This is a genomic window from Cutibacterium avidum 44067 (assembly GCF_000367205.1).
GTDB lineage: Bacteria > Actinomycetota > Actinomycetes > Propionibacteriales > Propionibacteriaceae > Cutibacterium > Cutibacterium avidum.
The window spans coordinates 2,091,666-2,114,420 of sequence record NC_021064.1 but is presented as its reverse complement, the minus strand read 5'-3'; the positions used below and the strand labels follow the sequence as shown (position 1 = coordinate 2,114,420).

Sequence of the window (22,755 nt, the reverse complement as noted above, 5' to 3'; positions counted from 1 at the left end):
GGACACGCCCACCGAGCGTGATTGGGACAAGTCTTACCTGGCTAGCCTAGAGGACGATCGCCAATTCCGGCGACACGGGTCGGGCTGCGAGGAGGGGACGATGAGCGACGACGACGCCGAGGACGTCCGTCGTGACGACTCCGCCCCTGAGCATCCCGATCCTTCTCCCGCCACCGACCCTGCGCCTGACGAGGCTGACCCGCCCGAAGAGGCGGGTGAGGACGCCGTCGGTGGCCCCCTCATCCAGGACATCCGCTCGGACTCCCGTCATCCACGGTTGGCCAGATTCGCCACGGTTCTCGTCATGGTGACGGCCGGATTCATGATGACGACGGCCGCGGTCAATTCGCGTGGTCATGACCTTCGTCCCGAACGCGACACCGACATGGCCACCCTCGTCCGTAATCAGGCCAGTCACAATGCCGCCCTGCAGAAGGAGGCAGCCAGCCTGCGAGCCCAGGTTGACGAGCTCTCCAAGGCCGATCAGACCCCGGGCGTCACCTCCTTGACCGTCTCCTCGGCGTCAGCCTTGGCGCCCTCGGTGGGTCTGGGGGCTGTCAGCGGCAAGGCCCTGCGGGTCACCCTCGATGACGCTCCCCTCAGTGAGAATCCCGATGGCGTCGACGCCAACATGCTCGTCGTCCACCAGCAGGACATCCAGATGGTCGTCAACACCCTCTGGGCTGGGGGAGCGGAAGCCATGACCATCCAGGGACAACGAGTGACCTCCACCACAGCCGTGAAATGTGTCGGTAACACCGTCGTCCTGCACGGAGTCGCCTACGCCCCGCCCTACGTCATCGAGGCGATTGGGGACCGCGCCGCCATGGAGCAAGCTCTCGACACCTCCGAGGCGGTGCGCATCTACAAGGGGTACGTGAGTGCCTACCAGCTCGGATGGTCGGTGGAGCGGGTCGGTACGGTCACGGTGCCGGCCTACACCGGCACCGTCGCCATGGGCCACGCCACTCCCCGCTGAGTCGGTGCGCCTGACACAACCTGAGCATGATGGCGTCTCGACGCCGGCCTGCGACACAATGATCCCATGACAGCCAGGATCCTCGTCGTCGACAACTATGACTCCTTCGTGTGGAATCTCGTGTCCTACCTGGGACAGATCGGGGCAGACACCACGGTGGTTCGCAACGATGATCCTCTCTTCGAGGATCCGCAGTGGTGGGATCCCTTCGACGGCATCCTGCTGTCACCCGGCCCCGGACATCCGGAGGACGCCGGAGTGTGCGTGGACATCCTGCGCGGCGCCCGCCGACCGATCTTTGGTGTGTGCCTGGGCATGCAGGCTATGGCCATTGCGTGGGGAGGTCATGTCGGACGCGCCGAGGAACAGCTGCACGGCAAGACCTCGCCGATTCACCACGAAGGTAAGGGGGTTTTCGCTGGCTTGCCAGACCCGCTCGTCGTCACTCGCTACCACTCCTTGGCCGTGGACGAGATCCCGGCCGAGCTGGAAGTGACAGCACGCACGGACACCGGTGTTGTCATGGGCCTGCGTCACCGCAGACTGCCGGTCGAGGGGGTGCAGTTCCACCCCGAGTCAGTACTCTCCCAGCACGGTCACCAGATGCTCGCCACCTGGCTGATGGAGTGCGGGGACCCGGAAGCCCCCTCCCGCGCCAGCCAGATGAGCCCGCTGATGAGCGCGGCGGACCGCTGATTCAGCCGTGAGATGACGACGGACTGGCCGTCGACGTCGGAACCGGTGAGGGGTCGTCCTCGCTCGGAGTAGGGCTCGTCGGGGCCTCGTGGGTCGGTTCCGACGGCTTCACGGCGACGAGCACCTTGATGGCGGTCGACCTCTTGGCAGTGGCCCCGTAATCCGGGTCCTGGCTGAACACCGTGCCGGGGGCAGCCGAGGATGTCGTCTGACGCTCCACGGAGATGGAGAATCCGTTCGAGCTGGCAGCGGCGTAGGCCTCTTCGACGCTCATGCCCTTGAGGTTGGGGACGACCGACTTACCAGTCGCGACCGTCAGCGTCACCTGCTGTTCGGGGGTCAGAGAGGTACCCGCACTCGGGCGGACGGAGTCAACGGTGCCCGCCTTGGCGGTATTCGCCTCGGTCTTGGGGTCATCGTCGTTGACCCTGATCTGGTTGTCCGAGAATCCGGCGTCCTTGAGGGCCTTGACGGCATCCGACTTCGGCATCCCGACGATGTTCTGCGGGATCGTCAACTTCTTTGGCCCGTCATTGACGGTGATCGTCACCTTGCTGCCCTCAGGGACCTTCTGGTTGGCAGCAGGATTCTGCGAGACAACCTGGTTGGCAGTCGACTCGTCCTTCTGGACGTGCTCGACCTTCACCTTGAGGCCGGCATTCTCGAGGGTCGACGTGGCTCCCTGCTGGCTCAGACCAGTGACCGCCGGGACATCGACCATCTTCACGGTTTTCGACGGCGTCGGCGACGAGGTGGGGGCCGAGGAAGGCCCGAGCATCCTGTGCAACCCGAATCCGAGCAGCGCGAGCAACGCGACGACCAGGATCGTCACGAGGACGACCGGCCAACGCTTGCGCTTAGGCTCTTCCGGTTCTGCAGGGCTCTCGGTTTGAGCGGGGGTGGCCTCGTCTCGCTGTGCAGCGGCAGCCGGCGCGGCAGGAGGCGCGGCGGCCGTTGCCGCAGCAGCGGGGATGAGGTGGGTCTGCTCCTCCGTGTCGGCATCGGGATCGGCGTGAGCCTGCATCGCCAGCGGTTCGCGCCCTGACAGCAGGCGATCAATGTCGTCACGCATCTGCTTGGCGGTCTGGTAGCGATCAGCCCGCTCCTTCGCCAGCGCCTTGAGGGTGATGGCGTCCATCTCGCCAGTGATCTCGGAATCCAGCGAGGACGGCGGTGCCGGGATCTCGCGGACGTGCTGGTAGGCCACCGAGACAGGGGAGTCGCCGATGAATGGCGGGCGTCCGACGAGCAGCTCGTACAGCAGACAGCCGGTGGCGTAGATGTCAGCACGGTTGTCGACGGTCTCGCCGCGAGCCTGCTCCGGGGAGAGGTACTGGGCGGTGCCGATGACGGCGGCGGTCTGGGTCATGGTGGCGGAGGTGTCGGCAACCGCGCGGGCGATGCCGAAGTCCATCACCTTGACGTAACCCTCGCGGGTCAGCATGACATTGGCCGGCTTGATGTCACGGTGGACGATGCCGGCAGCGTGGGAATAACTCAGTGCATCGAGCACACCCTGGGTGAACTCCAAAGCGCGGCGGGGAAGGATCTTACGGCCGTCGCGCAGCACGTCGCGCAGGGTGTGACCGTCAATGAGTTCCATGACGATGTAAGGCACCTGCAGGCCGGTTGTCGGATCTTGCGTCTCACCAGTGTCATACACGGCGACGATGTTCGGGTGGTTGAGGCGCGCAGCCGACTGTGCCTCACGCTGGAACCTCGCCTGGAAGGTGTCGTCGCTGGCGAGGTCGGCGCGCAACCTCTTGACCGCGACGTCGCGACCGAGACGGTGATCGCGGGCCCTCCAGACATCGGCCATGCCGCCACGGCCGATGAGGTTCTGCAGTTCGTAACGCCCGGAGAGCCAACTCTCAGTGCTCATTGAGGGATCCCCTTTGTGGTGAGACGTGGTGAAGTGTGCTGGTCATGTGTGTGGTTGTCATCGCATCGCCTCGATGACATCTCTGGCGATGGGAGCCGCGAGCCGGCCTCCGGAGATCTCGTCGATGTCGGTGTTCGACGACTGGATGAAGGCCGCCACTGCGACGTGTGGCTTGTCGGACCACCCCACGAACCATGCGTAGGGAGCCTTCCCCCTCATCGTCTGCGCAGTACCGGTCTTGCCGCCCACAGTGACCCCGTCAATGCGTGCCCTCTTACCAGTGCCGTTGTTGACCACCGAGACCATCATCGACTTCAGTTGCTCGGCCGACTCCTTCGTCATCGGCTGAGACATCTGCTTGGGACGATGCTCGGAAACCACCTGAAGGTTCGATGCCCGGACCTGCGCGGTGAGATACGGCGTCATGAGCTTGCCGCCATTGGCGATGCCGGCAGTCACCATCGCCATCTGGAGAGGGGAGGCTGCGACGTCGAACTGGCCGATGGAACTCTGCGCGAGCTGAGCATCGGTCATGTCCTTGGGGAACTTCGAGGCGACCGACGAGATGTCGGAGTCGACGACCTTGCCAAATCCAAATTCCTCAGCCTGGGCATTGATCTTGTCTTGGCCCAGGCCCACTCCGAGCTTGCCGAAGGCGGTGTTGCACGAGATGTCGAGGGCACGGGTGAGAGTGATCTGCTTGCCCCCGCAATAGGTCTCGTTCGTCAACGGAGTGCGGGTGCCGGGCAGGATCCAGTTCTCCGGCGCATCCACTGTGGAGTTCGGGTTGTAACCGTTCTGCAGGGCCGCAGCGGCCGTCACCAGTTTGAAGGTCGAACCGGGAGGGTAGATCTCACGGCTGGCGCGGTTGGACAACGGAGACGACTTGTCCGCAACGAGTTCCTTCCACGCCTGGCTGGTGTCGTTGAGGCGTTGGGAGGCCAGATCGTTGGGGTCGTAGGAGGGGGAGGACGCCATGGCCAGCACCGCGCCAGTGGTGTAGTCCATCGCGACGACAGCGCCCTTCTTGCCTCTGAGGCCTTCCCACGCGGCATCCTGGGCCTTGGCGTTGACCGTCGTCGTGATCGAGCCACCTTCAGGCTTGTGGCCAGACAGGGTGCCCGTGATCCGGGAAAGCCACTGGGCGTCCGAGGTACCCGTCAGCTGGGCGTTCTGGGTCTGCTCGAGCATGGAGCGCCCGTAGTAGTAGGAGTAATACCCGGTGATCGGGGCGTACTCCGGGCCAGAGGGATAGACGCGCTGGTAGGCGAACTTGCCATCCCTGGACTTGGTGGTCGCGATGGGCATCGAACCGACGAGGATGTCGCCCCGGTTCTGGGAGAACTCGGCGTCGCGCACCCGGACGTTACGAGGATCGTTGTTGAGGCCGGCCTGCCGGAAGATGGCCGATCCGGTGAGATTGACCATGAGAGCCATGAACATCAGCCCGGCGAGCAGGGAGACTCCGCGAATTTGCTTGTTCATCGCGTGCCTCCATTCGGGATGACGGTGGTGGCTTCTTGGGCTTGAGGATCAACGGGCACGGTGGCGGTGAAGTCGTCGGCCGGTTTCCGATTGCGGTGCGAGACGATCATGATGATCGCGACGATGACCCAGTTGGCGACCAGGGACGACCCGCCTTGACTCATGAACGGCGTCGTCAGGCCAGTGAGCGGCAGCAGCCGGGTGACGCCACCGATGATGGCGAAGACCTGGAGAGCAAGGGTGAAGGACAGTCCAGCGACCATGAGCTTGCCGAACTCGTCACGGCAGCCGAGGGCGGTGCGCATACCGCGAGCGGTGAGGATGAAGAACATCATGATGACGGCCATGAGGCCAGTGACGCCGAGTTCCTCTCCGATCGAAGTCGCGATGAAGTCGCTCCATGCCAAGGGCACCATCCCGGGACGTCCCAGCCCCCAGCCGCGTCCGGCGAGACCACCCCAGGCGAGCCCGAACTGAGCCTGGATGATCTGGTAATTCTGGCTGTAATCGGTGAAGGGGTGCAGCCAGGAATCGAAACGGATGCGGACGTGGCCGAAGAAGGCGTACGCCAGCGCCGCGCCACCGACGAGGCTGACCGCTCCCAGAATCGCCCATCCGACACGCTCGGTCGTGAGGTACAGCATGACGACGAACATGCCGTAGAAGAGCATTCCGGTGCCCAGGTCATTCTGGTAGACGATGACGAGCATCGTCGCGACCCACATCACTGCGATCGGGCCGAGATCACGGGCACGCAGCAGGGTGATGCCCAGGATTCTGTGGCCGGCGCGGGAGAGGACGTCGCGGTTGTCCACAAGGTAAGCCGCGAAGGCGATGGCTAGCACCACCTTCGACACCTCGGCAGGCTGGAAGCTGTAGGAGCCAATGCGGATCCACACTCGCGATCCGAGCACTGACATCCCCAGGCCGGGGACCAGGGGCAGCAAGAGGAATCCCAGGCCGACGATGAACAGCACGTAGGGGTACTTCTGCAGTTTGCGATGATCCCGCAGGACGAGCAGGGTCGTCAGGAACAAGATGAGGCCCAGGGCCGTCCACATGGCCTGGGTGTCCATCCGGTTCTTGTTCGGGTCGGGGACAAGGTCGATGCGGTGGATCATCGCGAGCCCGAGCCCATTGAGGGTGAAGACGATGGGAAGAATCACGGGGTCGGCGTAAGGAATGACGATCCTCACGAAGATGTGCGCGATGACAGCCATCCCCAGCCACACACCGCCGACCGTCATCCAGGTCTCGGGCAACTCATGGTTGATGTTGAGCTCGGTGAGTACCCAGCCGCCGAAGCCAATGGCCCAGGCGATGAGAAGCATGAAGAGTTCCGTCCAGCGTCTCTTGGACTGGACGACGACGGTGCCGTCATCGAATTCCGGTACGACACTCATCAGCAATCACCCGAACTGACGGCGGGGAGGTCCACCTCATGCCCCGAGGCGCTCGGTGAGGGCATCGCGGGGGTCGGTACTGCGGACGGGTGAGGAATACCGGAACTGCTGGCGGACGATTGAGGTGATGCCGATAGGGTCGTCGAGGGTCTGGTCGGGGCAGCAGGCGGGGTCGTCGCCATTTCGCGCACGGCCTTGCAATGCTCGGCTCCGGTACGCAGCTCAGCAACCGTGGAGTGGGCGGACTCCATCGAGGAGACGCGGATGTTCTCCGAGACTCGATTTCGGTAGTAGCGCGGAAGATCAGTGGTCTTGACGTCCGTCGTCTCAGCGACGTGGGAGAGCTGGATCCACGCCAGGCTGTCCGGTGATCCCTGATAAATCGCCACCGCGTTGCCGTCGGTACCCACGTAGTACTGGGTGTTGAGGTAGGCGCGAGTGCCGAAGATGCCGCCGACGACGACAGCGGCGACGGCGAGGACGACCACGGGCCACAGCCAGTGGCGACGACGGCGGGTCCGGGAATCCACGGGCGCATAGCGCATCGACTCCTCCGCCTCGGAGTCGAAGAGCACGGTCGACGTGCCGGCGTCCTTCGTCGCGGAGGACGGTTGCTCGACGGAGAGCGGAGCGGTGACCTCGTGCTCGGGAACCTTGCGGGTCGTCGCTGCCCCGATGATGTGGGGCTCGGAGGCGTCCAGGACGGGATCAGCCCCGACGACCTCGGCGACGACGATGGTGATGTTGTCGGTGCCGCCACCGGCATGGGCGTCCGTCGCCAGCAGATCGACGACGTCGTCCAGATTGGTGGTGCTGAGGTGCTCGGCGATCGTCTCGTCGTCGACGAGACCGCACAGTCCGTCAGAGCAGAAGAGAATGCGGTCTCCCAACCGAAGATCCACGATCTGGGTGTCCGGGACGTGCTGGGGCTGGCCATTGAGCACCTTGAGAAGGAGAGACCGATGCGGATGAACGGCGGCCTCCTCGGGGGTGATCCGACCATCATCGATGAGGGACTGCACCCACGAGTGGTCGTGGGTCATCCGCTTCATGCGGCCCTGACGCAGCAGGTAGCCGCGGGAGTCACCGATGTGGACCACGCCGAGCTGGGTGCCTGAGAACATCGCTCCGCAGAAGGTCGTCCCCATGCCCTCCAGGGAGGAGTCCCACGCCACGAGGTCGGCCAGTTCGTCATTGGCGTCAGCCACCGCACCAGCCAGAACGGTGAGCATCTCCTCTCCCTGCGGGCGGCACGGGGAGTCCTCCCCGGAGAACCTCTCGTCAGCTCGGGCGACGTGACGCACGGCGACGGTGGAGGCGAGGTCACCTGCGGCGGCACCGCCCATGCCGTCGGCGACGACGAGCATCCTCGGGGAGACGTACCCCGAGTCCTGGTTGTTGCGTCGCACCAGGCCAATTTCGGAGTGGCATCGAACGTCGAGGGAGAAGGCCATCGCTCACCGCCCGCCGGTGACGGTCATGACGGTCCTGCCAATTCGCACCTCGTCCCCCACCGACAGGCGCGTCGGGTTCTCGATGCGCTCACCGTTGACATGGGTGCCATTCGTCGAGGCCAGATCCTCGACGAACCACGTGCCGTCGATGCCGGGGCTGAACTCGGCATGGCGGGTGGAGGCGTAGTCGTCGTCAATGGGAAGGGTGCAGTCGTTGCCGCGCCCCACGGTGACGCCGTTGGCCAGCGGGACATATGTGCCGGCCCCACTGCCGGAGATGACCTGCAGACCAGTCGGTACCGGGGCGACCTCACGACGACGAGCCTTGCGGCCCTTACCACCTCGCCCAGGACCCACGGCAGCGGCTTCAGCATTGTGAGGTACCCGGTGACCGTAGATGTCGGTACGAATGACGTTCGTGACGAGCAGGATGAAGATCCACAACACCGCCAAGTAGGCAATGCGTAACAGTGTGACGAGGAATTCGCTCACGATCACATCCCCGTCGGAGAATGGACCAGCATCCGTGTGGAGCCGATCTCGATGCGTGACCCGTCGCTGATCTCAGCGCTGGAGACCTTGACTCCGTTGACCGACACCCCATTGGTGGAGTTGAGATCCTCGATGGACAGGCCGATTCCGTCGCCCTGGGGCCAGACGTTGACACGAGCATGGAGACGAGAAATGCCCGGATCGTTGATGCGAATGTCAGCATCGGAACCTCGGCCGATCGTCAGGCCCGGGGGAGTGAGGGGATGACGCACCCCGTTGACCTCCAGTACCAGCGGCGCACGACGGCCAGCGGTGGCCTTGGCGTGGTTCTCGCCCGTCAGAACGGTGAATTTGCCGACCGGCAGGGAGCCGTCCAGGTCGTAACGGATGTGGATGGGTCCGTTGAACACGTAGTGACGCTCGCTGGCGTGATCACGCAGAGTCGGGATGATCTCGGCATTGAGGGTCTTGGTGTAGGGGACGAGACGCTCGTAATCATGGCTGGACAGCCGGACCACGAAATCATTGGGAACCAGTGACTTGTCGCGGGACAGGATCTGCGCCTCGGAGTCGAGCTCGCGCTGCAGCCGACCGGCGATCTCCACCGGCTCAACCTCACCACGGAAGGCGCGCGCGAAGACGCCACTGACGGCGCCTTCGATCGACTTCTCGACCTTGTCCAGGAAACCCACCCGGCTCCTCCTTCCGGCTGACATGTCAGGCTGGTCGTCCGTTTCACACGGACTACCACCATGCGAGTGTACCCAGAAGGTCTGACGATACCCTGTGACGGCCGTGTTCCGCGTGGCGGACGTTGCACTCGAAAGCGGCTTCGGAAGCGCCACCGGGGCCGGTGGGAAGGTCAGCGGCGGCTGCGCCCCACGGTGAACATGAGGTCGAGCCATGCGTCGCCGATCTTCGAGCTGCCATGGCCGGAGACGACCTCGGCCGCAGACTCGCGCTGGATACGACGCAGCGGGGCATCAGCCATGCCCTGGGAGAGAGCGCTGGCCAGTTCCTCCATGTTCGTGGCCGGATACCCGCTGCGAGAGAGGATGTCAGCTGCCGCAGGGGTGTCGGCGTAGGCGATGGCGGGCAGTCCGGCACCAGCGGCGTCGAGGATCCGGGAGGCTAGGTCCTCCTCGCGGGTCAGGACCAGGGCCAACTCACTCTGGTTCATGATGGTGTTCTCAGATCCGGCCGGGTGGATTCCGACGTCACGGCGGGCTGCCACTGCGGAGTGGATGCGGGTCTCGTCGTCGAGGCATACCTCCAGGGACCAGCCGGGGACGACCTGGCAGGCTCGGTCGAAGGTGGCGAGGGCTTCCGAGAGCTCCTCATCGGTGCATGGGCCGAGCAGGGCGACTCGCTTCGGACGGTCACCAGGGGTCGGGCTGGCGCCTGCGGCCGGCACACCGATGGAGTGCACCGGAACACCGAGGTGCTTCCAGGGATTGGTGTCGGGGTTCGGGGTGACGACGAGGTCGACGAGCTGGGGGAGCTCATCAGGAGCCTTGTCGGGGTCGGTGACGAGCAGGACGACGACCGGACGGTCGGCCTGACCAGCGACCGGGAGATCAGCGATCTCGTCGAGACGGCTGGGATCGGTCACGATGATCGCGGACTGGTGGTCGAGGCTCTCGCCGAGGTCCTGGCGAGCCTTCTCCTGACGGTGGAGTGACCACTTTTTCAGGACCTTGCGGGCCGGGGCTGGCACCGACGAGGGGGCCGTGGTGTCCTTGGATTCTTCGATCGGAAGCTGTGACACCTCGATTCCACGGCGGGAGAACTCGTCGGTGAGATCGGCGACGAGGCGATTGGGACGGTTGTCCCCGGTGGCGGTCACCATGACGATGCGGCGGAATCCGCGGGTGACGTGGGTTGCGCGGTTGATGGTCTGGGCGAGGCCGAGATCGAGGTGCATGGTGCTCATTCTGCCGCGCGACGGGGCCTCACGGGGGTCAGCATGTGTTCTAGATCCTCGAGAAGTCCGTCCAATTCGTCGGCGCAGGCCCGTACGATCTCGCTGCTGCGACGGTAGGGGTCCTCGATGTCGTCCGTCGAGCCAGCCGCGAAACGGTTCTGAAATGCCTTGCCAATGACCTGTCGAGGGTCCATAGTGGGATCGTCCCAGGTGAGCTCACTGGCGATTGCGACGAATTGCGGCAGGGTGAAGGTCCGTTTCATCACTTGCGGCCACCATTCGACGATGGCGTCCCGTTGTCCGGCCGTCATCGTCAATATGAGGTCGGCTTCCACCGCGTCGTCGATCTCGATCTGGTGGGAGGAGGTCGCGGCCGCCTCGGCTTGATGGCGTTCTAGCTCGCGGCGCATCTGCTCCCACATCGGCAGGCCTTCCTCGGCCTGGATGCCTGAGCTGGAGACCTCGAAGCGCGAGGGATTGAACAGGTGAGCTGCCCGGGCATGGCAATACGCCGAGCGGCAGATATTGGCCGTGCAGACGAAATGGATTCGCAGCGGGGCCGTCGACTGTGCGTGTTCGGTCATGATCGTCAACCTCTCGCGATCACGATACCGAGTGATTCCAGGTGGTGGAGGTAGCTGATGACGTCCTCACAGATATGGTCGGCAGGCACGTGAATCAGGGCGGCAACGTCCGCGACGATCTCGTCGGTCGTCGCTCCCGGGCGCTCGGCGACGGCGTCCCAGATGATTCCGCCGCTGCTGTCGAGGCGATACACCTGAGTATCCGGGACGGTAGCCACAGCCACGCCATCCTCGTCGTACGTCCAGGCCACGTTGGGGCTGATCCGCCACGTCATCGGTGTCCCCTCCGGTGTCGGGGGTCCAGCTGCTTCCTGAGCTGTTTCCGGGCCACCTGGAGGACCTCCTGGGAGGCCCTGACGGTGCGGTCCCAGTAGCCGCGAACGATGTCGGCGCGGGTGAGGTCATGGCCGAGGTCCATGCGGAGGTGCGGTCGATTGAGAGCGAGGGAATTCAGAACTACCTTGACGGCTTCCTTGCGGGTGGGAGCGGCGCGGACTCGAGCGCGCCACTCGTGCAGACGACTGGGGTCGCCGGTCGAGAACTGTCGCCACAGGTCATAGGTGCGGTGTTCGCGGTACTGCTCCAGTTCGCCGATGGCGGCGGCCAGGGCGACCTGGGCGTCGAGATCGCGGGCCAGGCTGCGCACCGTCTGGCGCTCCTGATCGCTGGCGTCGTCCCAGCACCGCACCTTGTCGGGATGGTTCGGGTTGCCACTGCGGGCGGCATGCAGCAGGAGGATGAGACGCTGGTCGGTGACGCTGGGAGTGTGGATGGGGGTGTGGGCGATGTCGATTCCTTGACGACGGGTCCACAGGGCTTGGAATGCCGGTGAGGGCGCGATGTTGATGCCAGGGAATTGACGGTGGATGTCGGCGTAGCCAAGGAGTTCGTGCCAATAATTGGCCGCATGACCGAAGGCCGAGCCGTCATGGAAGTCAACCACTTTGTGCCAGCCGTGATGTGCGAGTGTGGTCTCGAACTGGGCGAGGTGCTCAGGACGCACGAGGACGTCTGCGTCCGTGGAGCCGCGTGGGATGACGGTGTCCTCGTCATTGACGATGCAGTGCTCCAGAAGTTCTGGGGAGACAGTGGGGCCTTTGATGTGTAGCACGTCGGCGCCGCATCGGTCGGCCAGCCGTTGTAGGACGCCATGTGTCAGCTCGATGCGACTCGCGGTGCGAAGTGTCCCCTCGATTACGCCAGTCATCGCTCTGGAGCTTATCAATGAAGTGGCGTCATGTTTTCATCAATATCCCGTTGAGGGTCATGGTGCCGACGAAACTCGTGAGCGCCTCGGTCAATGTACCGTCGGGCGGTGGCCCGACAAGGGCCTCGAGTTCGCGACCCAACTCGTCGAATTCGAGTGGGGTCTCGAGAACGTCCCATATCGCGACGGCGAGGGGGGAGAGCCGGAAAATGGCATCATCGACGATGACGAGTGCCTCGTCGTCCTCGAACCAGATGTCTGTGACGTTGGCACGCTGAATCAGCATGGTGCCCCCAAAAGGTCCTCAATGAATGGTCCGAGGGTGTCGTGCTCCGCGTATTGGGCTTGCCAGACCCCTCCGGCGTGCGAGATGAGATCGGCCAGCAGGCACAGTGGTTTGGGGAGTTTGTGGAGGGACGAGGACTGTTCGGCCATCGTCACCATGGCGTCAAGACGCCGCACGGGGGTGGTGAGAGTGTCGTGGGAATCGTCTCGTGCCAGGAGCACGAGGTGGCTGACGTGGGGGTCGGGGTGGCAGGGCTGCAGTCCCAGGTCGTCGGGGCTGAATTCTGCCTTCTCCCCCAAGAGGTCGGGACGACGGGTAGACAGCGGTTTGGGGTAAGGGAAGATCCGCCAGGTGTCGGGCTCGATGGCAACCGTTTCGTCGCTGATGTATCCATATCGTCGCCCCAGGTACGTGGCAAGGGTGGTTTTCCCGGTGCCGCCAGGGGCGATGAAGACAACTGAGTCCCCAGTGGCTGGGTGACACACCGCGCCGGCGTGAAACATGAGGAGGCGGCCAATCTGACGTGAGATGAGTTTCCGGGTGATCTCTTGGGTCAGGGAGGATGCCGTCATCGGTCCGGGGGCGAGCAGGACCGGTTCGGGATCCGGGGCGCTGAGGCAACGTGCCCACGCGTGGCGGAGCTCCCCCTGGTCCAGCCCGGTCCCGGATGCGTCGATCTGCACCGTGGTGCCGAGGGCTGCCAAATTCATCACTTGGTCACGCCCAGGTGCTCGCGCAGCCGATGAGCAGTCGTGGCCGGGGTGAACCCGCTGGCCTCGATGCGGGACAGGTCGAGGGTGGAATGCTCGGGACGCGGTGCCAAGTCCTTGCCCTTGCCCCATTCGGCGGCGGTCGTCGGGGTGACGGTGCCGTCGGCTCCCAGCAGGGTGAAGATCTCGTTCGCGATGTCGAACCAGGTCTGCGTCGGTCCCTCGTTGGAGATGTTGTAGCTGCCGAAGGGTGCCCCGGTCGTCAGCAGGTGGATGATTGCGGCGGCAAGGTCACGGGTGAAGGTGAGACGACCGTGCTGATCGGAGACGACCTGAGGACTGATGCCGCGACGGGCCAGACTGGCCATGGTGTTGACGAAGTTGTTGCCTTCGCCGACGACCCAGCTGGTGCGTAGCACGTAGTGGCGGGGGTACGCGGTGACGATCTCGTCGGCGGCGGCCTTGGTGATGCCGTAGATGCCCAGCGGGCTGAACGCCTCGTCCTCGTTGTGGAGGGTTTTGGTGCCGTCGAAGACGTAGTCACTGGAGACGTGGACCAAGGTGGCGCGTCGGTCAGCGGCAATCCGGACGAGTTGGGCGACGCCGGAGACGTTGGCGGCCCAGACTGTGGCACGGTTGGCCGGGTCTTCGGCGGCGTCAACGGCGGTGTAGGCGGCGGCGTTGATGATGGTGCCGACCCCACTCCAGTCGAAGGTGCCTAGGCTGGCCGGGTTGGACAGGTCGAGGGTCTCTCGGGTGGTGAACTCGGCGTCGGGCAGGAGTGGGCGCAGTGCCTTGCCGAGCTGGCCGTTGGATCCCAGCACGACGGTGCGCGGCTTACGGAAGGGGATGACCCCGCTCAGCGGTGGGTGATGACGGTCAGCCTCGGACAGCTCGGCCTGGTCCACGCAGATCGGCCAATTGATGCCCAACGCCGGATCGGCGAGGTTGACGAAGGTGTAGGACTTCTTGGCTTCGGCCGACCAGTGGTCGTTGACGAGGTAGGTGTAGGTCGTGCCGTCCTCGAGGGCCTGGTAGCCGTTGGCGACGCCCCGGGGGACGAACACGGCGGTTTCCGGACCCATCTCGACGGTGACGACGTTGCCGAAGGAGTTCCCGTCACGTAGATCCACCCAGGCGCCGAGGATGCGCCCAGTTGCCACCGAGACGAGCTTGTCCCACGGTTCTGCGTGCATGCCTCGGGTGACGCCTGCCTGGGCGTTGTGCGACACGTTGTTTTGTACTGGTCCGAAATCAGGTAGGCCGAGAGCGGTCATCTTCTCGCGTTGCCAGTTCTCCTTGAACCAGCCGCGGTTGTCACCGTGCAGGGGCAGGTGCAGGACGAGAAGGCCCGGGATGTCGGTGGTGTCGATGCTCAGGTCACTCATCACTGCCCTTTCGCGGCGTAGGCGGCCTCGGTGGTCTCCTTCTGGGGGAGCCACCACGACTGATTGCCGCGGTACCAGTCGATGGTCGCTGCCAGGCCGTCGCGGAAGTTCGTGTACTCGGGCTGCCAGCCGAGTTCCTGGCGCAGCTTGGTGGCGTCGATGGCGTAGCGCAGGTCGTGGCCGGGGCGGTCGTTGACGTGGTCGTAGCCGTCGATGGGCTGGCCCATGAGTTCAAGGATGAGTTCGATGACGGTTTTGTTGTCGAGTTCACCGTCGGCTCCGATGAGGTACGTTTCGCCGATCGTGCCGCGTTCGAGGATCGTCCACACGGCCGAGTTGTGGTCGTCGACGTGGATCCAGTCGCGAACATTGAGACCGCTGCCGTAGAGCTTGGGGCGTCGTCCCTCAAGGATTTCGGTGATCTGACGGGGGATGAACTTCTCGACGTGCTGGCGTGGGCCATAGTTGTTCGAGCAGTTCGAGATGGTGGCTTGGACTCCGAATGAGCGTACCCAAGCACGTACCAGAAGGTCCGAGGAGGCTTTGGAAGCTGAGTAGGGCGACGACGGGTTGTATCGAGTTTGTGGGGTGAACTTGGTGGGGTCGTCGAGTTGAAGATCGCCATAGACCTCGTCAGTGGAAATGTGGTGTAGCCGCTTTTCGTGTTTGCGGACGGCTTGTAACAGGGTGAAGGTGCCGACGATGTTGGTTTGGATGAACGGGGCCGGGCCGTCCAAGGAATTGTCATTGTGGGATTCAGCGGCGAAGTGGACGACGGCGTCGTGATGGGAGACGAGCTCGTCGACGAGATCAGCATCACACACCGATCCGCGTACTAGCTGATATCGGTTGCGCGGCAGTCCTTCCAGGGAGGCCTCACTGGCGGCATACGTCATGGCGTCCAACACCGTCACTGTGGCGTCAGTGTTGTTGATGATCCAGTGGGCAAAGTTGCTGCCGATGAATCCGGCTCCGCCAGTGACGAGAAGGGAGTGCATAACAGGCAGTGTAGAGGAAGCAATGCTTGATGGCTTCACCCGTGGCTGGGGCGGCATGGTTTCGCGGCGGAACCGTCCTCACATCAAACCGTCTTCATGCAGTACCACGTCCCCCGTTGGTGGCCCGGCACGTGAGAGCCAACATCGCCATCCCGCCACGAGGTGCTTGACATTCGCTCGCTGACTGTCCTTTGTGTCGTGAGCAGGTGTCAGTCGTTGGTCAATCCCTCAAAGATCAGGGAGGGGAAGGTGAATCAGATTCACCTTCCCCTCCCTGTCACGAGGGCATCCGAGAATGCCTCAGCACTTGTCGGTGTAGTCACTGGGTTTTGAAGACATGTCCTCGGGGACCCAGAAACTGATCGTGACGTTTCCGGGCTTGCCGTAGTTCTTCGGCAGACTGGGTGCCATGTGCACTGTGCCATTGGTGCGCACGCCACCAGTGTCGGGGAAGTCGATCTCCCCGGTCGCGCTGAAACCACCGTCCAGGCTGGGTGCGAGGTAGCTGCTGCCAGCGCCGCCGGCACCAATGGCCCCCAACTGTCCAGGGACGTCGCTGGCCGCCCACTTCAAGATCGGATCGCGTGAAATGACGACGAGTGCCCCGGAACCACCGCCGGCGTAGCCGCCGCCACCCGCAGCCGAGGACAGCGCGATGTAGTCATCAATGTGACCGTCCCCCCTGACGCTACGCCTGCGCTCGAACTTGACAGGCGCACCCCCGTCGCCACCACCGTGGTTGCCGCTGCCGTGGTTGCCGCCGGCCTGGCCCGCAATGATCTTGTCGAACTCGAGGTCTTTGGGGACGTACGAGGTATTTGCCGTGCTACCTCCGTTGCCGCCCTGACCGCCACGGGCTCCCGAGCCGCCGGCTGCAGTGACCTGGGCATATTTCGTCTCGTAGTGGGACTGGCCGCCATCGGCGCCGTCCCAGCTCTTGCCTCCGTTGCCTCCGTTGCCACCCTCTCGGACGGGCCAGACGTTGGGGCCCATATTCGCCGCCTCCCGCGAATACGTGCCTGTACCGGCGGCTCCGCCGCCGCCGGCCACCGCCACGAGCTGGCCTGGCCCCTCGGGGTCACCGCCGATGGCTATTGCCGAACCGGCGCCGCCACCGTGGCACCAACGTTCAGACCATTGCTCAGTTGAGACGATACTGGTGTGGTAGGGCACACCCATTGACGGGCCGCCGTTGCCGTAGCCGGTTGCGAACTCGACGGCATTATCGTTCCATGCGGCCGTGGGCCCGTAGCCACCGGCCACACCCCAGATGGTGAACTCCTGTGCGGCGGCCGTACCCTCGCCGGGCCGATGGATCTGACCTAGTACTTCGGCACCGGATCCGCCCCGTTCGCCCCAGCTGTCCTTGGGGCCTGCGCCGCCCGCTCCGCCGCGGATGGAATAGCGGATGTCGGTGGCTTCGGCTGGTATCCGTACGCACTGGATGGTCTCTTTGTGTTTCTTTGCGTCGAAGGTGATGGTGACCTGCTTGCGCTGCGCGCTGGCCGCAAAGGCTGGCACCAGAGGCACCAGAGTCATGCTGGTAATCGCCGACACTGCCCAAGCAGTGCCCTTGGCCACTGACCGACGCGATACTTGCGATGGCCCAGTTGCGTGGGCTTGCCTGTTTTTGCTGTCCATGTCTGCTCCTTGAGAAGTGGCAAAGGTTCTGCCGAGAGTTACGGGGGTCTGTCGGTAGCTACGGTAGAATTGGCCAGAATATAGCACGTGCACATGGTCCACATGAAGCGTGCCGGCCACAGTGTGAACAGCTCCCTCACGCAGTTGTTCGGTTTGTGCTCTGACGGTGTCGCGTTCATCCGGTTGCTCATGTCGATGATGCCCGGAAAGAACGTACAGCCGGTGTAACCTGCGCCGTGTCGTGTTCATCATGTCTGGCATGATGGGGGGCATGCGAGGCATCATCTTGGCCGGTGGTACTGGCTCCCGACTCCACCCGATCACTCTGGGGACGAGTAAACAGCTCATGCCTGTCTACGACAAGCCGATGATCTACTACCCACTGACGACCTTGATCTTTGCCGGCATCCGGGATGTCTTGGTCATCACCACCCCTCATGAGGCCGAGGCCTTTCGCCACTTGCTCGGCGATGGTTCCCAGTTTGGAATATCCATCGAGTTCGCAGTGCAGCCCGAACCCAAGGGTCTCGCTCAGGCGTTCACCATCGGGGCCGAATTCATCGGGAGTGATTCATCGTGCCTCATTCTGGGGGACAACATCTTCTCAGGGCCGGGGTTGGGAACTCGCCTCCAGGCCAAGGCTCAATCAGTGGACGGAGCCCTCGTCTTTGGCTACCGGGTTGCCGATCCGAGCGCTTACGGCGTCGTCGAGATTGACGATGATGGGTTCGCACTGTCGATTGAGGAGAAGCCGGAGCATCCGAAGTCACATTGGGCGGTGCCTGGGCTTTATTTCTATGACAACGATGTCGTTGAGGTCGCTCGTGGTCTCAGACCCTCGGCGCGTGGTGAACTGGAGATCACCGACGTCAATCGGACCTACATGGAACAGCGACGTCTGCATGTCGAGCTTCTGCCGCGCGGCACCGCCTGGTTGGATACCGGGACGTTCGACTCCCTCAACGATGCCGGGAACTTCGTGCGTGCCATTCAAGCCAGGCAGGGTCTTCAGGTGGGCTGCCCAGAAGAGGCTGCATGGCGTTGTGGGTTCCTGTCAGACGATGATCTCCTCGCCAGGGCGGGGCAGTTCGAGAAATCTGGATATGGTGCTTACCTGCGTGGCCTGTTGACCAGCTGAAATCAAGCCCAGGGGGTTTCCGATCCGACGAGTGTCGCCGGTCCTTCAGCTCCCTAGCTCATCCCGTTCAGCGAGCATGTTCCCCGAAAGGTCTTTGATGAAGCGTTTTCTTGGCAGACACGTGGCTGGAGCCATGGTGTTTGTAGTGTTCTGTGTCCAGTTCCTGGTGGTCACGTGTTCGATGGGCTTCCCGGCATTCCAGGACTTTGGGGAGTGGATCTACCAAGCGCGTGTCGTGGCTGGCATCCTTGCCGGTGAAGAGCCGCATGTTGGGACCCTCATCACCTACCCGGTGCCTTACTTCCTTCCGCAGGCATTGCTGTCGCTGTGTGAGTTGATCTTCGGGGCCGTGGGCGGCTCGACTGTGTTCCTGTTCATTCACGCGGCGGCAGCAGCGTGGGTGTCCGATCTGCTGGTCGTCCGGCGCGCGCTGCCACCGGTGATGACGGCCTGCGTCCTTGCGATCTGTGTGCTCGGCGGCTCACAGTACTGGAACGGCTACGTGGGTTTGTACTGGGGGATGGTCATCATTGTCGGCTACCTCGCGGTGAGCGACCGTAATGCCACTCGATGGCCTGTCGTCATGGCCTTCGCTCTGGCCACCTTCTTCACCCACGGCATCATCTTCGGGTGCTGGGGGCTCGTAGCCGGTGTCCGAGCCCTTACTTCCCGGAGAATCCGCGATCTCATCGTCGGGGTCGTCCCGGCCATGGCACTCGTGTTGTGGTACTTCCTGAAGTCCAACGAGGCGAAGGGGCGGGAGACTGGCTACGAGTCCGTCACGCACTTCATCGAGTACCGGGGCTATACGCTGGCGAAATCAGGGGGGTATCAGAACATCATCGCGTCATCGGTCGGGGATCATCAGATCGCCCCGTGGTTGTTCTACGGCGGTGCCATCCTGAACTTCCTGTTCGCTGTTCTCCTTGTCGTACTGGTCGTCCTGTCGCTGGTGAGTTGGAGCACGCTGTGGCGAACCTCCAGGTGGCAGCTTCTCGCGCTCGTCAGCCTCGGAGCGATCGCAGCCATCTTTCCGCCCTACTTCTTGGGCATCGTCAATCCAGGGGAGAGAGTCGTGCCCACCTTGATTGTCGTCTTGATTCTGATGTGGCCGGACATGGTGGGGACACGCGTCGAACGCGCCGAAGGGATCGTTCGGAAGGTTCTCTGCCTCCTACTGACCATTGGCTTGTGTGCCACTGTGGTGAGTGCATCTCTCGCGCCTCGTAAGGTGGCTCAAGGCGGCGGCCGTCCCAGCGAGGTTTCGAAGGAGATTCTCCTGACGAGTGCCTTCGGTCATCGGCTCGACCAATTCCGTGAAAAAGTGGATGCTGCGAGGGCGGGAGACTTGAACCAGCCATTGGCGTGGACGACCTCGATCTTGGTGGAGGGAAAATGACGGTTGCCATGTTCCCGGTGCTGAAGGCGAGGAGCGTGCCGTTCTTGGCTGTACGGAGACTGCGGAGCAAGCTGTTCAGCACGCCGGGGCCTTGTGACAAGGGGCCTTGCTCCCAACTCGCTCGATGCCTACGCCAGGCCGTAGGCTGTCCTTTGCCGTTTGAGAGGCATCACAGCGCCTGCAGTCCCAGAATTAGAGGAGTTCAATCCCCGTGACAGTCGTTGACGTAGTCCGCATTCTGCGGCGCAATCTTGCCCTGTTGATCATCTGCACCGTGATAGGCGGGTTGATCGGCGCGGCATATCAGTTGACCCGCCCAGAGGTGTTTACGGCCAAAGCGACAGGCATGGTGGTGGCCGGTGACTCCGCCTCCGTCGGCGGGGCCATGTCGGGCAACACGATCGCCCAGCAGCGCGCAACGACCTACACGAAGCTCGTCGAGACGCGAACCATGGCTCAAAAGACAGCCGAGATCCTCAAGAAACAGGGGATGTCAGAGGCTGCGAGTGGCCAGCTGACAGCATCCGCCCCAAGTGACACTGCCTTTATCGAGATCAAAGCGACTGGCGGCACTGCCAAGAATGCTCAGGCCCTTGCCAATGCGGGGCTGGAGGCGCTCATTTCCGAGGCCCTGCGAATGGAGACCTATGGCCAGACTGCCGGGTCAGGCAACAAGAGCGATGCCCAGTTGGCCAAGATGACCTCGGTGCATGTTCTCGGCTATGAGTCCGCCGGCCTTCCAACCGGTGACCGTGGGAAGTCGCTGGCATTATTCCTTGCCGCTGGTTTGGTGATTGGGTTCCTCATCGGTGCGGTCATAGCAGTTGTTCGGAAGCAGTTCGACGTCAGGGTCAGGGACCAGGCGACGGTCGAAGAGCTTACGGGTTCGGGAACTCTTGCCGTCGTACCAGATGACAAGAAGCTTGCGGAACAGCGTGAGAGGTCGATTGTCCATATTTCCGGCGTGACTGGTGAAGCGTTCCGCCAACTTCGTACGAACCTGAGGTTTGCCAATGTTGACAACCCTCCTCGTTCGGTCGTCATCACCTCCGCAAATCCGGGAGAAGGTAAGTCGACGGTTTCGACTCACCTCGCGGTGGTAATGGCTCAAGCTGGCGAGAAGGTTGTCCTCATTGATGCCGACATGCGCCGTCCGGTGCAGCACAAGGCCTTTGGCACCGAAGCGGGCGTCGGGCTCTCGCAGGTACTTGCCGGCGACGTGAGCCTCGATGACGCACTGATGCGAACCGAGACCAAGCGTCTCCAGATGTTGGCCGCGGGGCGTATCCCGCCGAACCCGTCCGAGCTGCTTGGCTCCCAGCGAATGAAGGATCTGCTAGCCGAGTTGCGCAGGCGAGGCTATTTTGTTGTCATCGACGCTCCGCCGTTACTGGCCGTCACGGATGCTGGCCTGCTCGGCACGATAGCGGACGGCACGATCTATGTAGCCGTGGTTGGGAAGACTCACCGCGATCAGGTGTCCTTGGTGGCCAAGCGTCTGGAACAGGTTGGCGCCCCGCTCCTGGGCTCGGTCCTGGCTCGTGTGCCTCGCAAGAAGATGGGTGACGTGCTCTATGGCTATGGAGCCTCGACCTATGGATATGGCTCCTACCACGGTGACTACGGAAAATATGGATACTACTCTTCCTATGGCACGGAGGAGCAGGACAGCCAGGAATCAATCGCCGTTGTCAAGGACGATCGCCAGCCGAAGGAGAGGCTGGTCCGAGCCCAGAAGACGGAGCGTGTTGACACGGATTCAGAAATCACCCCACGTCGAGCCAAATGATCGGGCTGGTTGCTGAAGGGCGCACCGGGTCCGCCACTGTGGCGGGCCCGGGTACGGGTATGGGCGCCAAGGCCCGTAGTCTTGCCGATCGTGTCGGCAGTACGCGGGTGCCTGACTTCTTGTTGGGGTGCAGCTTCATCTTCGGTAGGTACCACACGGGTCTGCCGATTCCCGTTGACGTCATTCTCACCGCAGGTACGATCTTCGTCTGTGCTTTCGTGCGTCCAACCGTCAAGGTGCGAGGTTTTGGTTTCTACTTGCTCATGTGGGTCACGGCGCTCGCATGGGTCATAGCGGTCTCAATCCACGAGGGTGAGCCATGGCTGCAAAGGTCCTTCCGGTGCCTTCTCCTGGTTCTGTTCTCGGTCTGTCTGGCGCAGGGGCGTCTGCTGTGGCGTTCCTTCATCGCTGGCTATGCTTTCGCCCTGATCTTCATCAACATCCCGGCGAACTTCACATCGCTGCGAGGCAGTGGATACGAGGGCTTCTTGCTTGGCTTCCTCGGCGACAAGAACGTGTCCGGGATGGTCTATGCGATGATCGGCATCATGACCTTGGCCATCCTGCGTACGACGACGACCCGCGCGATTGCATTCGTGGTATTCAGTGCGGCTCTTTTTGCGACGGGGTCGCGGACGTCAATGATGGGGTTTGCGGCGGGCTGTGTTTGGGTGTTTATCCGTGACCGTCTTGGTTTAACCCTGCGCCTTGTTTTGGCGTTCCTTGGCTGGATCGGAATTCGCTATGTCGAGGAGGACCTTGCCGAGGCCGGTATCTTCGCCGACAGGGCGGGGACTGACTGGTTCCGTGGTGTCATCGACGTCGCGACGGTGGCCAAGGAGCATGCAACTCCTTGGTACGGCAGGGGTCTGGGTACAGCATGGGTGGCGGTCGCCGATGACCGCCGGATGTGGTTCCACGACTCGTACGCAGCCCTCCGGGTTGAGGGTGGTATTCCGCTGTTGGTCGCCGTCGTCGGTCTGTTCGTTTTCGTGGTCTGGGGCCTCATGGACCAGCGAACGAAAGTCTCCGACGAGCAACGGGTCGTGGAGGGCGCAGCAATCGTCATCCTGGTGTGTGCGTGGAAACTGGGTGAGGTGTTCTTCGCTGTCCCAGCCTTCAGCGTCATCGGGATTGCGCTGTGCGAGCGATACGGTTCGCCCATCAGGGCGCAGGAGCAGTTGTCTCTTGATACTGGCCAGGCCATGGCTGTGGTTCCCACGACGAAGGACGCGCAGTGATGGCCAGCTCGCTCGATGTCGTGCAGCCGTCAAGGTGTGGTCCGCTTGGGTGGACGCGA

At 63.2% G+C, this 22,755-nt stretch carries 21 protein-coding genes; 6 read left to right on the top strand and 15 right to left on the bottom strand.

Annotated elements, in window-relative coordinates; translation table 11 throughout:
• Positions 1–100 precede the first annotated feature (100 nt).
• A complete protein-coding gene (locus PALO_RS09770) occupies positions 101–979 on the top strand; it encodes a DUF881 domain-containing protein (protein WP_015583410.1) in 879 nt (292 codons plus the stop codon).
• 66 nt (positions 980–1,045) lie between these two features.
• On the top strand, positions 1,046–1,675 hold the full coding sequence (locus PALO_RS09765) for an anthranilate synthase component II (protein WP_004810307.1): 630 nt from the start codon (positions 1,046–1,048) through the stop codon (positions 1,673–1,675).
• A 1-nt stretch (position 1,676) separates the two neighbouring features.
• On the opposite strand, the gene pknB is transcribed toward PALO_RS09765, so the two are convergent.
• The 15 genes from pknB to PALO_RS09690 all read right to left on the bottom strand — a co-directional run bounded on the left by pknB (position 1,677) and on the right by PALO_RS09690 (position 17,027).
• The gene (pknB, locus tag PALO_RS09760) at positions 1,677–3,557 is read right to left on the bottom strand and encodes a Stk1 family PASTA domain-containing Ser/Thr kinase (RefSeq protein ID WP_015583409.1); all 1,881 of its coding nucleotides are present in this window, start codon (positions 3,555–3,557) and stop codon (positions 1,677–1,679) included.
• 57 nt (positions 3,558–3,614) lie between these two features.
• Complete coding sequence (locus PALO_RS09755) at positions 3,615–5,042, bottom strand: peptidoglycan D,D-transpeptidase FtsI family protein (protein WP_015583408.1); 1,428 nt, start codon at positions 5,040–5,042, stop codon at positions 3,615–3,617.
• Complete coding sequence (locus tag PALO_RS09750; RefSeq protein ID WP_015583407.1) at positions 5,039–6,445, bottom strand: FtsW/RodA/SpoVE family cell cycle protein; 1,407 nt, start codon at positions 6,443–6,445, stop codon at positions 5,039–5,041. The genes PALO_RS09755 and PALO_RS09750 overlap by 4 nt, the downstream gene beginning before the upstream one ends.
• On the bottom strand, positions 6,445–7,899 hold the full coding sequence (locus tag PALO_RS09745; RefSeq protein ID WP_015583406.1) for a PP2C family protein-serine/threonine phosphatase: 1,455 nt from the start codon (positions 7,897–7,899) through the stop codon (positions 6,445–6,447). The genes PALO_RS09750 and PALO_RS09745 overlap by 1 nt, the downstream gene beginning before the upstream one ends.
• 3 nt (positions 7,900–7,902) lie before the next feature.
• Positions 7,903–8,391: an FHA domain-containing protein FhaB/FipA gene (locus tag PALO_RS09740; RefSeq protein ID WP_015583405.1), complete on the bottom strand. Its 489-nt coding sequence runs from the start codon at positions 8,389–8,391 to the stop codon at positions 7,903–7,905.
• Between the two features lie 2 nt (positions 8,392–8,393).
• The gene (locus PALO_RS09735) at positions 8,394–9,083 is read right to left on the bottom strand and encodes an FHA domain-containing protein (RefSeq protein ID WP_015583404.1); all 690 of its coding nucleotides are present in this window, start codon (positions 9,081–9,083) and stop codon (positions 8,394–8,396) included.
• A gap of 170 nt (positions 9,084–9,253) precedes the next feature.
• Positions 9,254–10,315, bottom strand: a complete 1,062-nt coding sequence (locus PALO_RS09730; RefSeq protein ID WP_015583403.1) for a glycosyltransferase — start codon at positions 10,313–10,315, stop codon at positions 9,254–9,256.
• A 5-nt stretch (positions 10,316–10,320) separates the two neighbouring features.
• Entirely contained in the window at positions 10,321–10,899 is a 579-nt protein-coding gene (locus tag PALO_RS09725; protein ID WP_015583402.1) for an arsenate reductase/protein-tyrosine-phosphatase family protein, read from the bottom strand.
• A gap of 5 nt (positions 10,900–10,904) precedes the next feature.
• Positions 10,905–11,174 (bottom strand): PqqD family protein, encoded by a 270-nt coding sequence (locus tag PALO_RS09720; protein ID WP_004810316.1) that lies wholly within the window; start codon positions 11,172–11,174, stop codon positions 10,905–10,907.
• A complete protein-coding gene (locus PALO_RS09715) occupies positions 11,171–12,106 on the bottom strand; it encodes a nucleotidyltransferase family protein (protein WP_015583401.1) in 936 nt (311 codons plus the stop codon). Before PALO_RS09715 ends, PALO_RS09720 begins: the two co-directional genes overlap by 4 nt.
• Before the next feature lie 28 nt (positions 12,107–12,134).
• Positions 12,135–12,392: a hypothetical protein gene (locus PALO_RS09710; RefSeq protein ID WP_004810318.1), complete on the bottom strand. Its 258-nt coding sequence runs from the start codon at positions 12,390–12,392 to the stop codon at positions 12,135–12,137.
• Positions 12,386–13,102: a hypothetical protein gene (locus PALO_RS09705; protein WP_015583400.1), complete on the bottom strand. Its 717-nt coding sequence runs from the start codon at positions 13,100–13,102 to the stop codon at positions 12,386–12,388. Before PALO_RS09705 ends, PALO_RS09710 begins: the two co-directional genes overlap by 7 nt.
• On the bottom strand, positions 13,102–14,490 hold the full coding sequence (locus tag PALO_RS09700; RefSeq protein ID WP_015583399.1) for a sugar nucleotide-binding protein: 1,389 nt from the start codon (positions 14,488–14,490) through the stop codon (positions 13,102–13,104). Before PALO_RS09700 ends, PALO_RS09705 begins: the two co-directional genes overlap by 1 nt.
• Complete coding sequence (gene rfbB, locus PALO_RS09695) at positions 14,490–15,488, bottom strand: dTDP-glucose 4,6-dehydratase (protein WP_004810321.1); 999 nt, start codon at positions 15,486–15,488, stop codon at positions 14,490–14,492. The genes PALO_RS09700 and rfbB overlap by 1 nt, the downstream gene beginning before the upstream one ends.
• A gap of 300 nt (positions 15,489–15,788) precedes the next feature.
• Entirely contained in the window at positions 15,789–17,027 is a 1,239-nt protein-coding gene (locus PALO_RS09690) for a hypothetical protein (RefSeq protein ID WP_231097126.1), read from the bottom strand.
• Between the two features lie 373 nt (positions 17,028–17,400).
• Between PALO_RS09690 and rfbA the strand changes: the two genes are divergently transcribed.
• The 4 genes from rfbA (at position 17,401) to PALO_RS09670 (ending at position 22,696) form a co-directional block, all read left to right on the top strand.
• On the top strand, positions 17,401–18,267 hold the full coding sequence (rfbA, locus tag PALO_RS09685) for a glucose-1-phosphate thymidylyltransferase RfbA (protein WP_015583397.1): 867 nt from the start codon (positions 17,401–17,403) through the stop codon (positions 18,265–18,267).
• A 133-nt stretch (positions 18,268–18,400) separates the two neighbouring features.
• Positions 18,401–19,666, top strand: a complete 1,266-nt coding sequence (locus PALO_RS09680) for a hypothetical protein (RefSeq protein WP_231097127.1) — start codon at positions 18,401–18,403, stop codon at positions 19,664–19,666.
• 211 nt (positions 19,667–19,877) lie between these two features.
• Entirely contained in the window at positions 19,878–21,455 is a 1,578-nt protein-coding gene (locus PALO_RS09675) for a tyrosine-protein kinase domain-containing protein (RefSeq protein WP_004810326.1), read from the top strand.
• Positions 21,452–22,696 carry an O-antigen ligase family protein gene (locus tag PALO_RS09670; RefSeq protein WP_015583395.1) on the top strand — a complete coding sequence of 415 codons (1,245 nt, stop codon included), beginning with the start codon at positions 21,452–21,454 and terminating at the stop codon, positions 22,694–22,696. The genes PALO_RS09675 and PALO_RS09670 overlap by 4 nt, the downstream gene beginning before the upstream one ends.
• Positions 22,697–22,755 lie beyond the last annotated feature (59 nt).

What these genes read in the sequence shown, in the direction of transcription:
- PALO_RS09770 (WP_015583410.1), top strand. Translation starts at nt 101, where the DNA reads ATGAGCGACGACGACGCCGAGGACGTCCGTCGTGACGACTCCGCCCCT.
- PALO_RS09765 (WP_004810307.1), top strand. Translation starts at nt 1,046, where the DNA reads ATGACAGCCAGGATCCTCGTCGTCGACAACTATGACTCCTTCGTGTGG.
- pknB (WP_015583409.1), bottom strand. Translation starts at nt 3,557, where the DNA reads ATGAGCACTGAGAGTTGGCTCTCCGGGCGTTACGAACTGCAGAACCTC.
- PALO_RS09755 (WP_015583408.1), bottom strand. Translation starts at nt 5,042, where the DNA reads ATGAACAAGCAAATTCGCGGAGTCTCCCTGCTCGCCGGGCTGATGTTC.
- PALO_RS09750 (WP_015583407.1), bottom strand. Translation starts at nt 6,445, where the DNA reads ATGAGTGTCGTACCGGAATTCGATGACGGCACCGTCGTCGTCCAGTCC.
- PALO_RS09745 (WP_015583406.1), bottom strand. Translation starts at nt 7,899, where the DNA reads ATGGCCTTCTCCCTCGACGTTCGATGCCACTCCGAAATTGGCCTGGTG.
- PALO_RS09730 (WP_015583403.1), bottom strand. Translation starts at nt 10,315, where the DNA reads ATGCACCTCGATCTCGGCCTCGCCCAGACCATCAACCGCGCAACCCAC.
- PALO_RS09725 (WP_015583402.1), bottom strand. Translation starts at nt 10,899, where the DNA reads ATGACCGAACACGCACAGTCGACGGCCCCGCTGCGAATCCATTTCGTC.
- PALO_RS09720 (WP_004810316.1), bottom strand. Translation starts at nt 11,174, where the DNA reads ATGACGTGGCGGATCAGCCCCAACGTGGCCTGGACGTACGACGAGGAT.
- PALO_RS09715 (WP_015583401.1), bottom strand. Translation starts at nt 12,106, where the DNA reads ATGACTGGCGTAATCGAGGGGACACTTCGCACCGCGAGTCGCATCGAG.
- PALO_RS09710 (WP_004810318.1), bottom strand. Translation starts at nt 12,392, where the DNA reads ATGCTGATTCAGCGTGCCAACGTCACAGACATCTGGTTCGAGGACGAC.
- PALO_RS09705 (WP_015583400.1), bottom strand. Translation starts at nt 13,102, where the DNA reads ATGAATTTGGCAGCCCTCGGCACCACGGTGCAGATCGACGCATCCGGG.
- PALO_RS09700 (WP_015583399.1), bottom strand. Translation starts at nt 14,490, where the DNA reads ATGAGTGACCTGAGCATCGACACCACCGACATCCCGGGCCTTCTCGTC.
- rfbB (WP_004810321.1), bottom strand. Translation starts at nt 15,488, where the DNA reads ATGCACTCCCTTCTCGTCACTGGCGGAGCCGGATTCATCGGCAGCAAC.
- PALO_RS09690 (WP_231097126.1), bottom strand. Translation starts at nt 17,027, where the DNA reads ATGACTCTGGTGCCTCTGGTGCCAGCCTTTGCGGCCAGCGCGCAGCGC.
- rfbA (WP_015583397.1), top strand. Translation starts at nt 17,401, where the DNA reads ATGCGAGGCATCATCTTGGCCGGTGGTACTGGCTCCCGACTCCACCCG.
- PALO_RS09680 (WP_231097127.1), top strand. Translation starts at nt 18,401, where the DNA reads ATGGTGTTTGTAGTGTTCTGTGTCCAGTTCCTGGTGGTCACGTGTTCG.
- PALO_RS09670 (WP_015583395.1), top strand. Translation starts at nt 21,452, where the DNA reads ATGATCGGGCTGGTTGCTGAAGGGCGCACCGGGTCCGCCACTGTGGCG.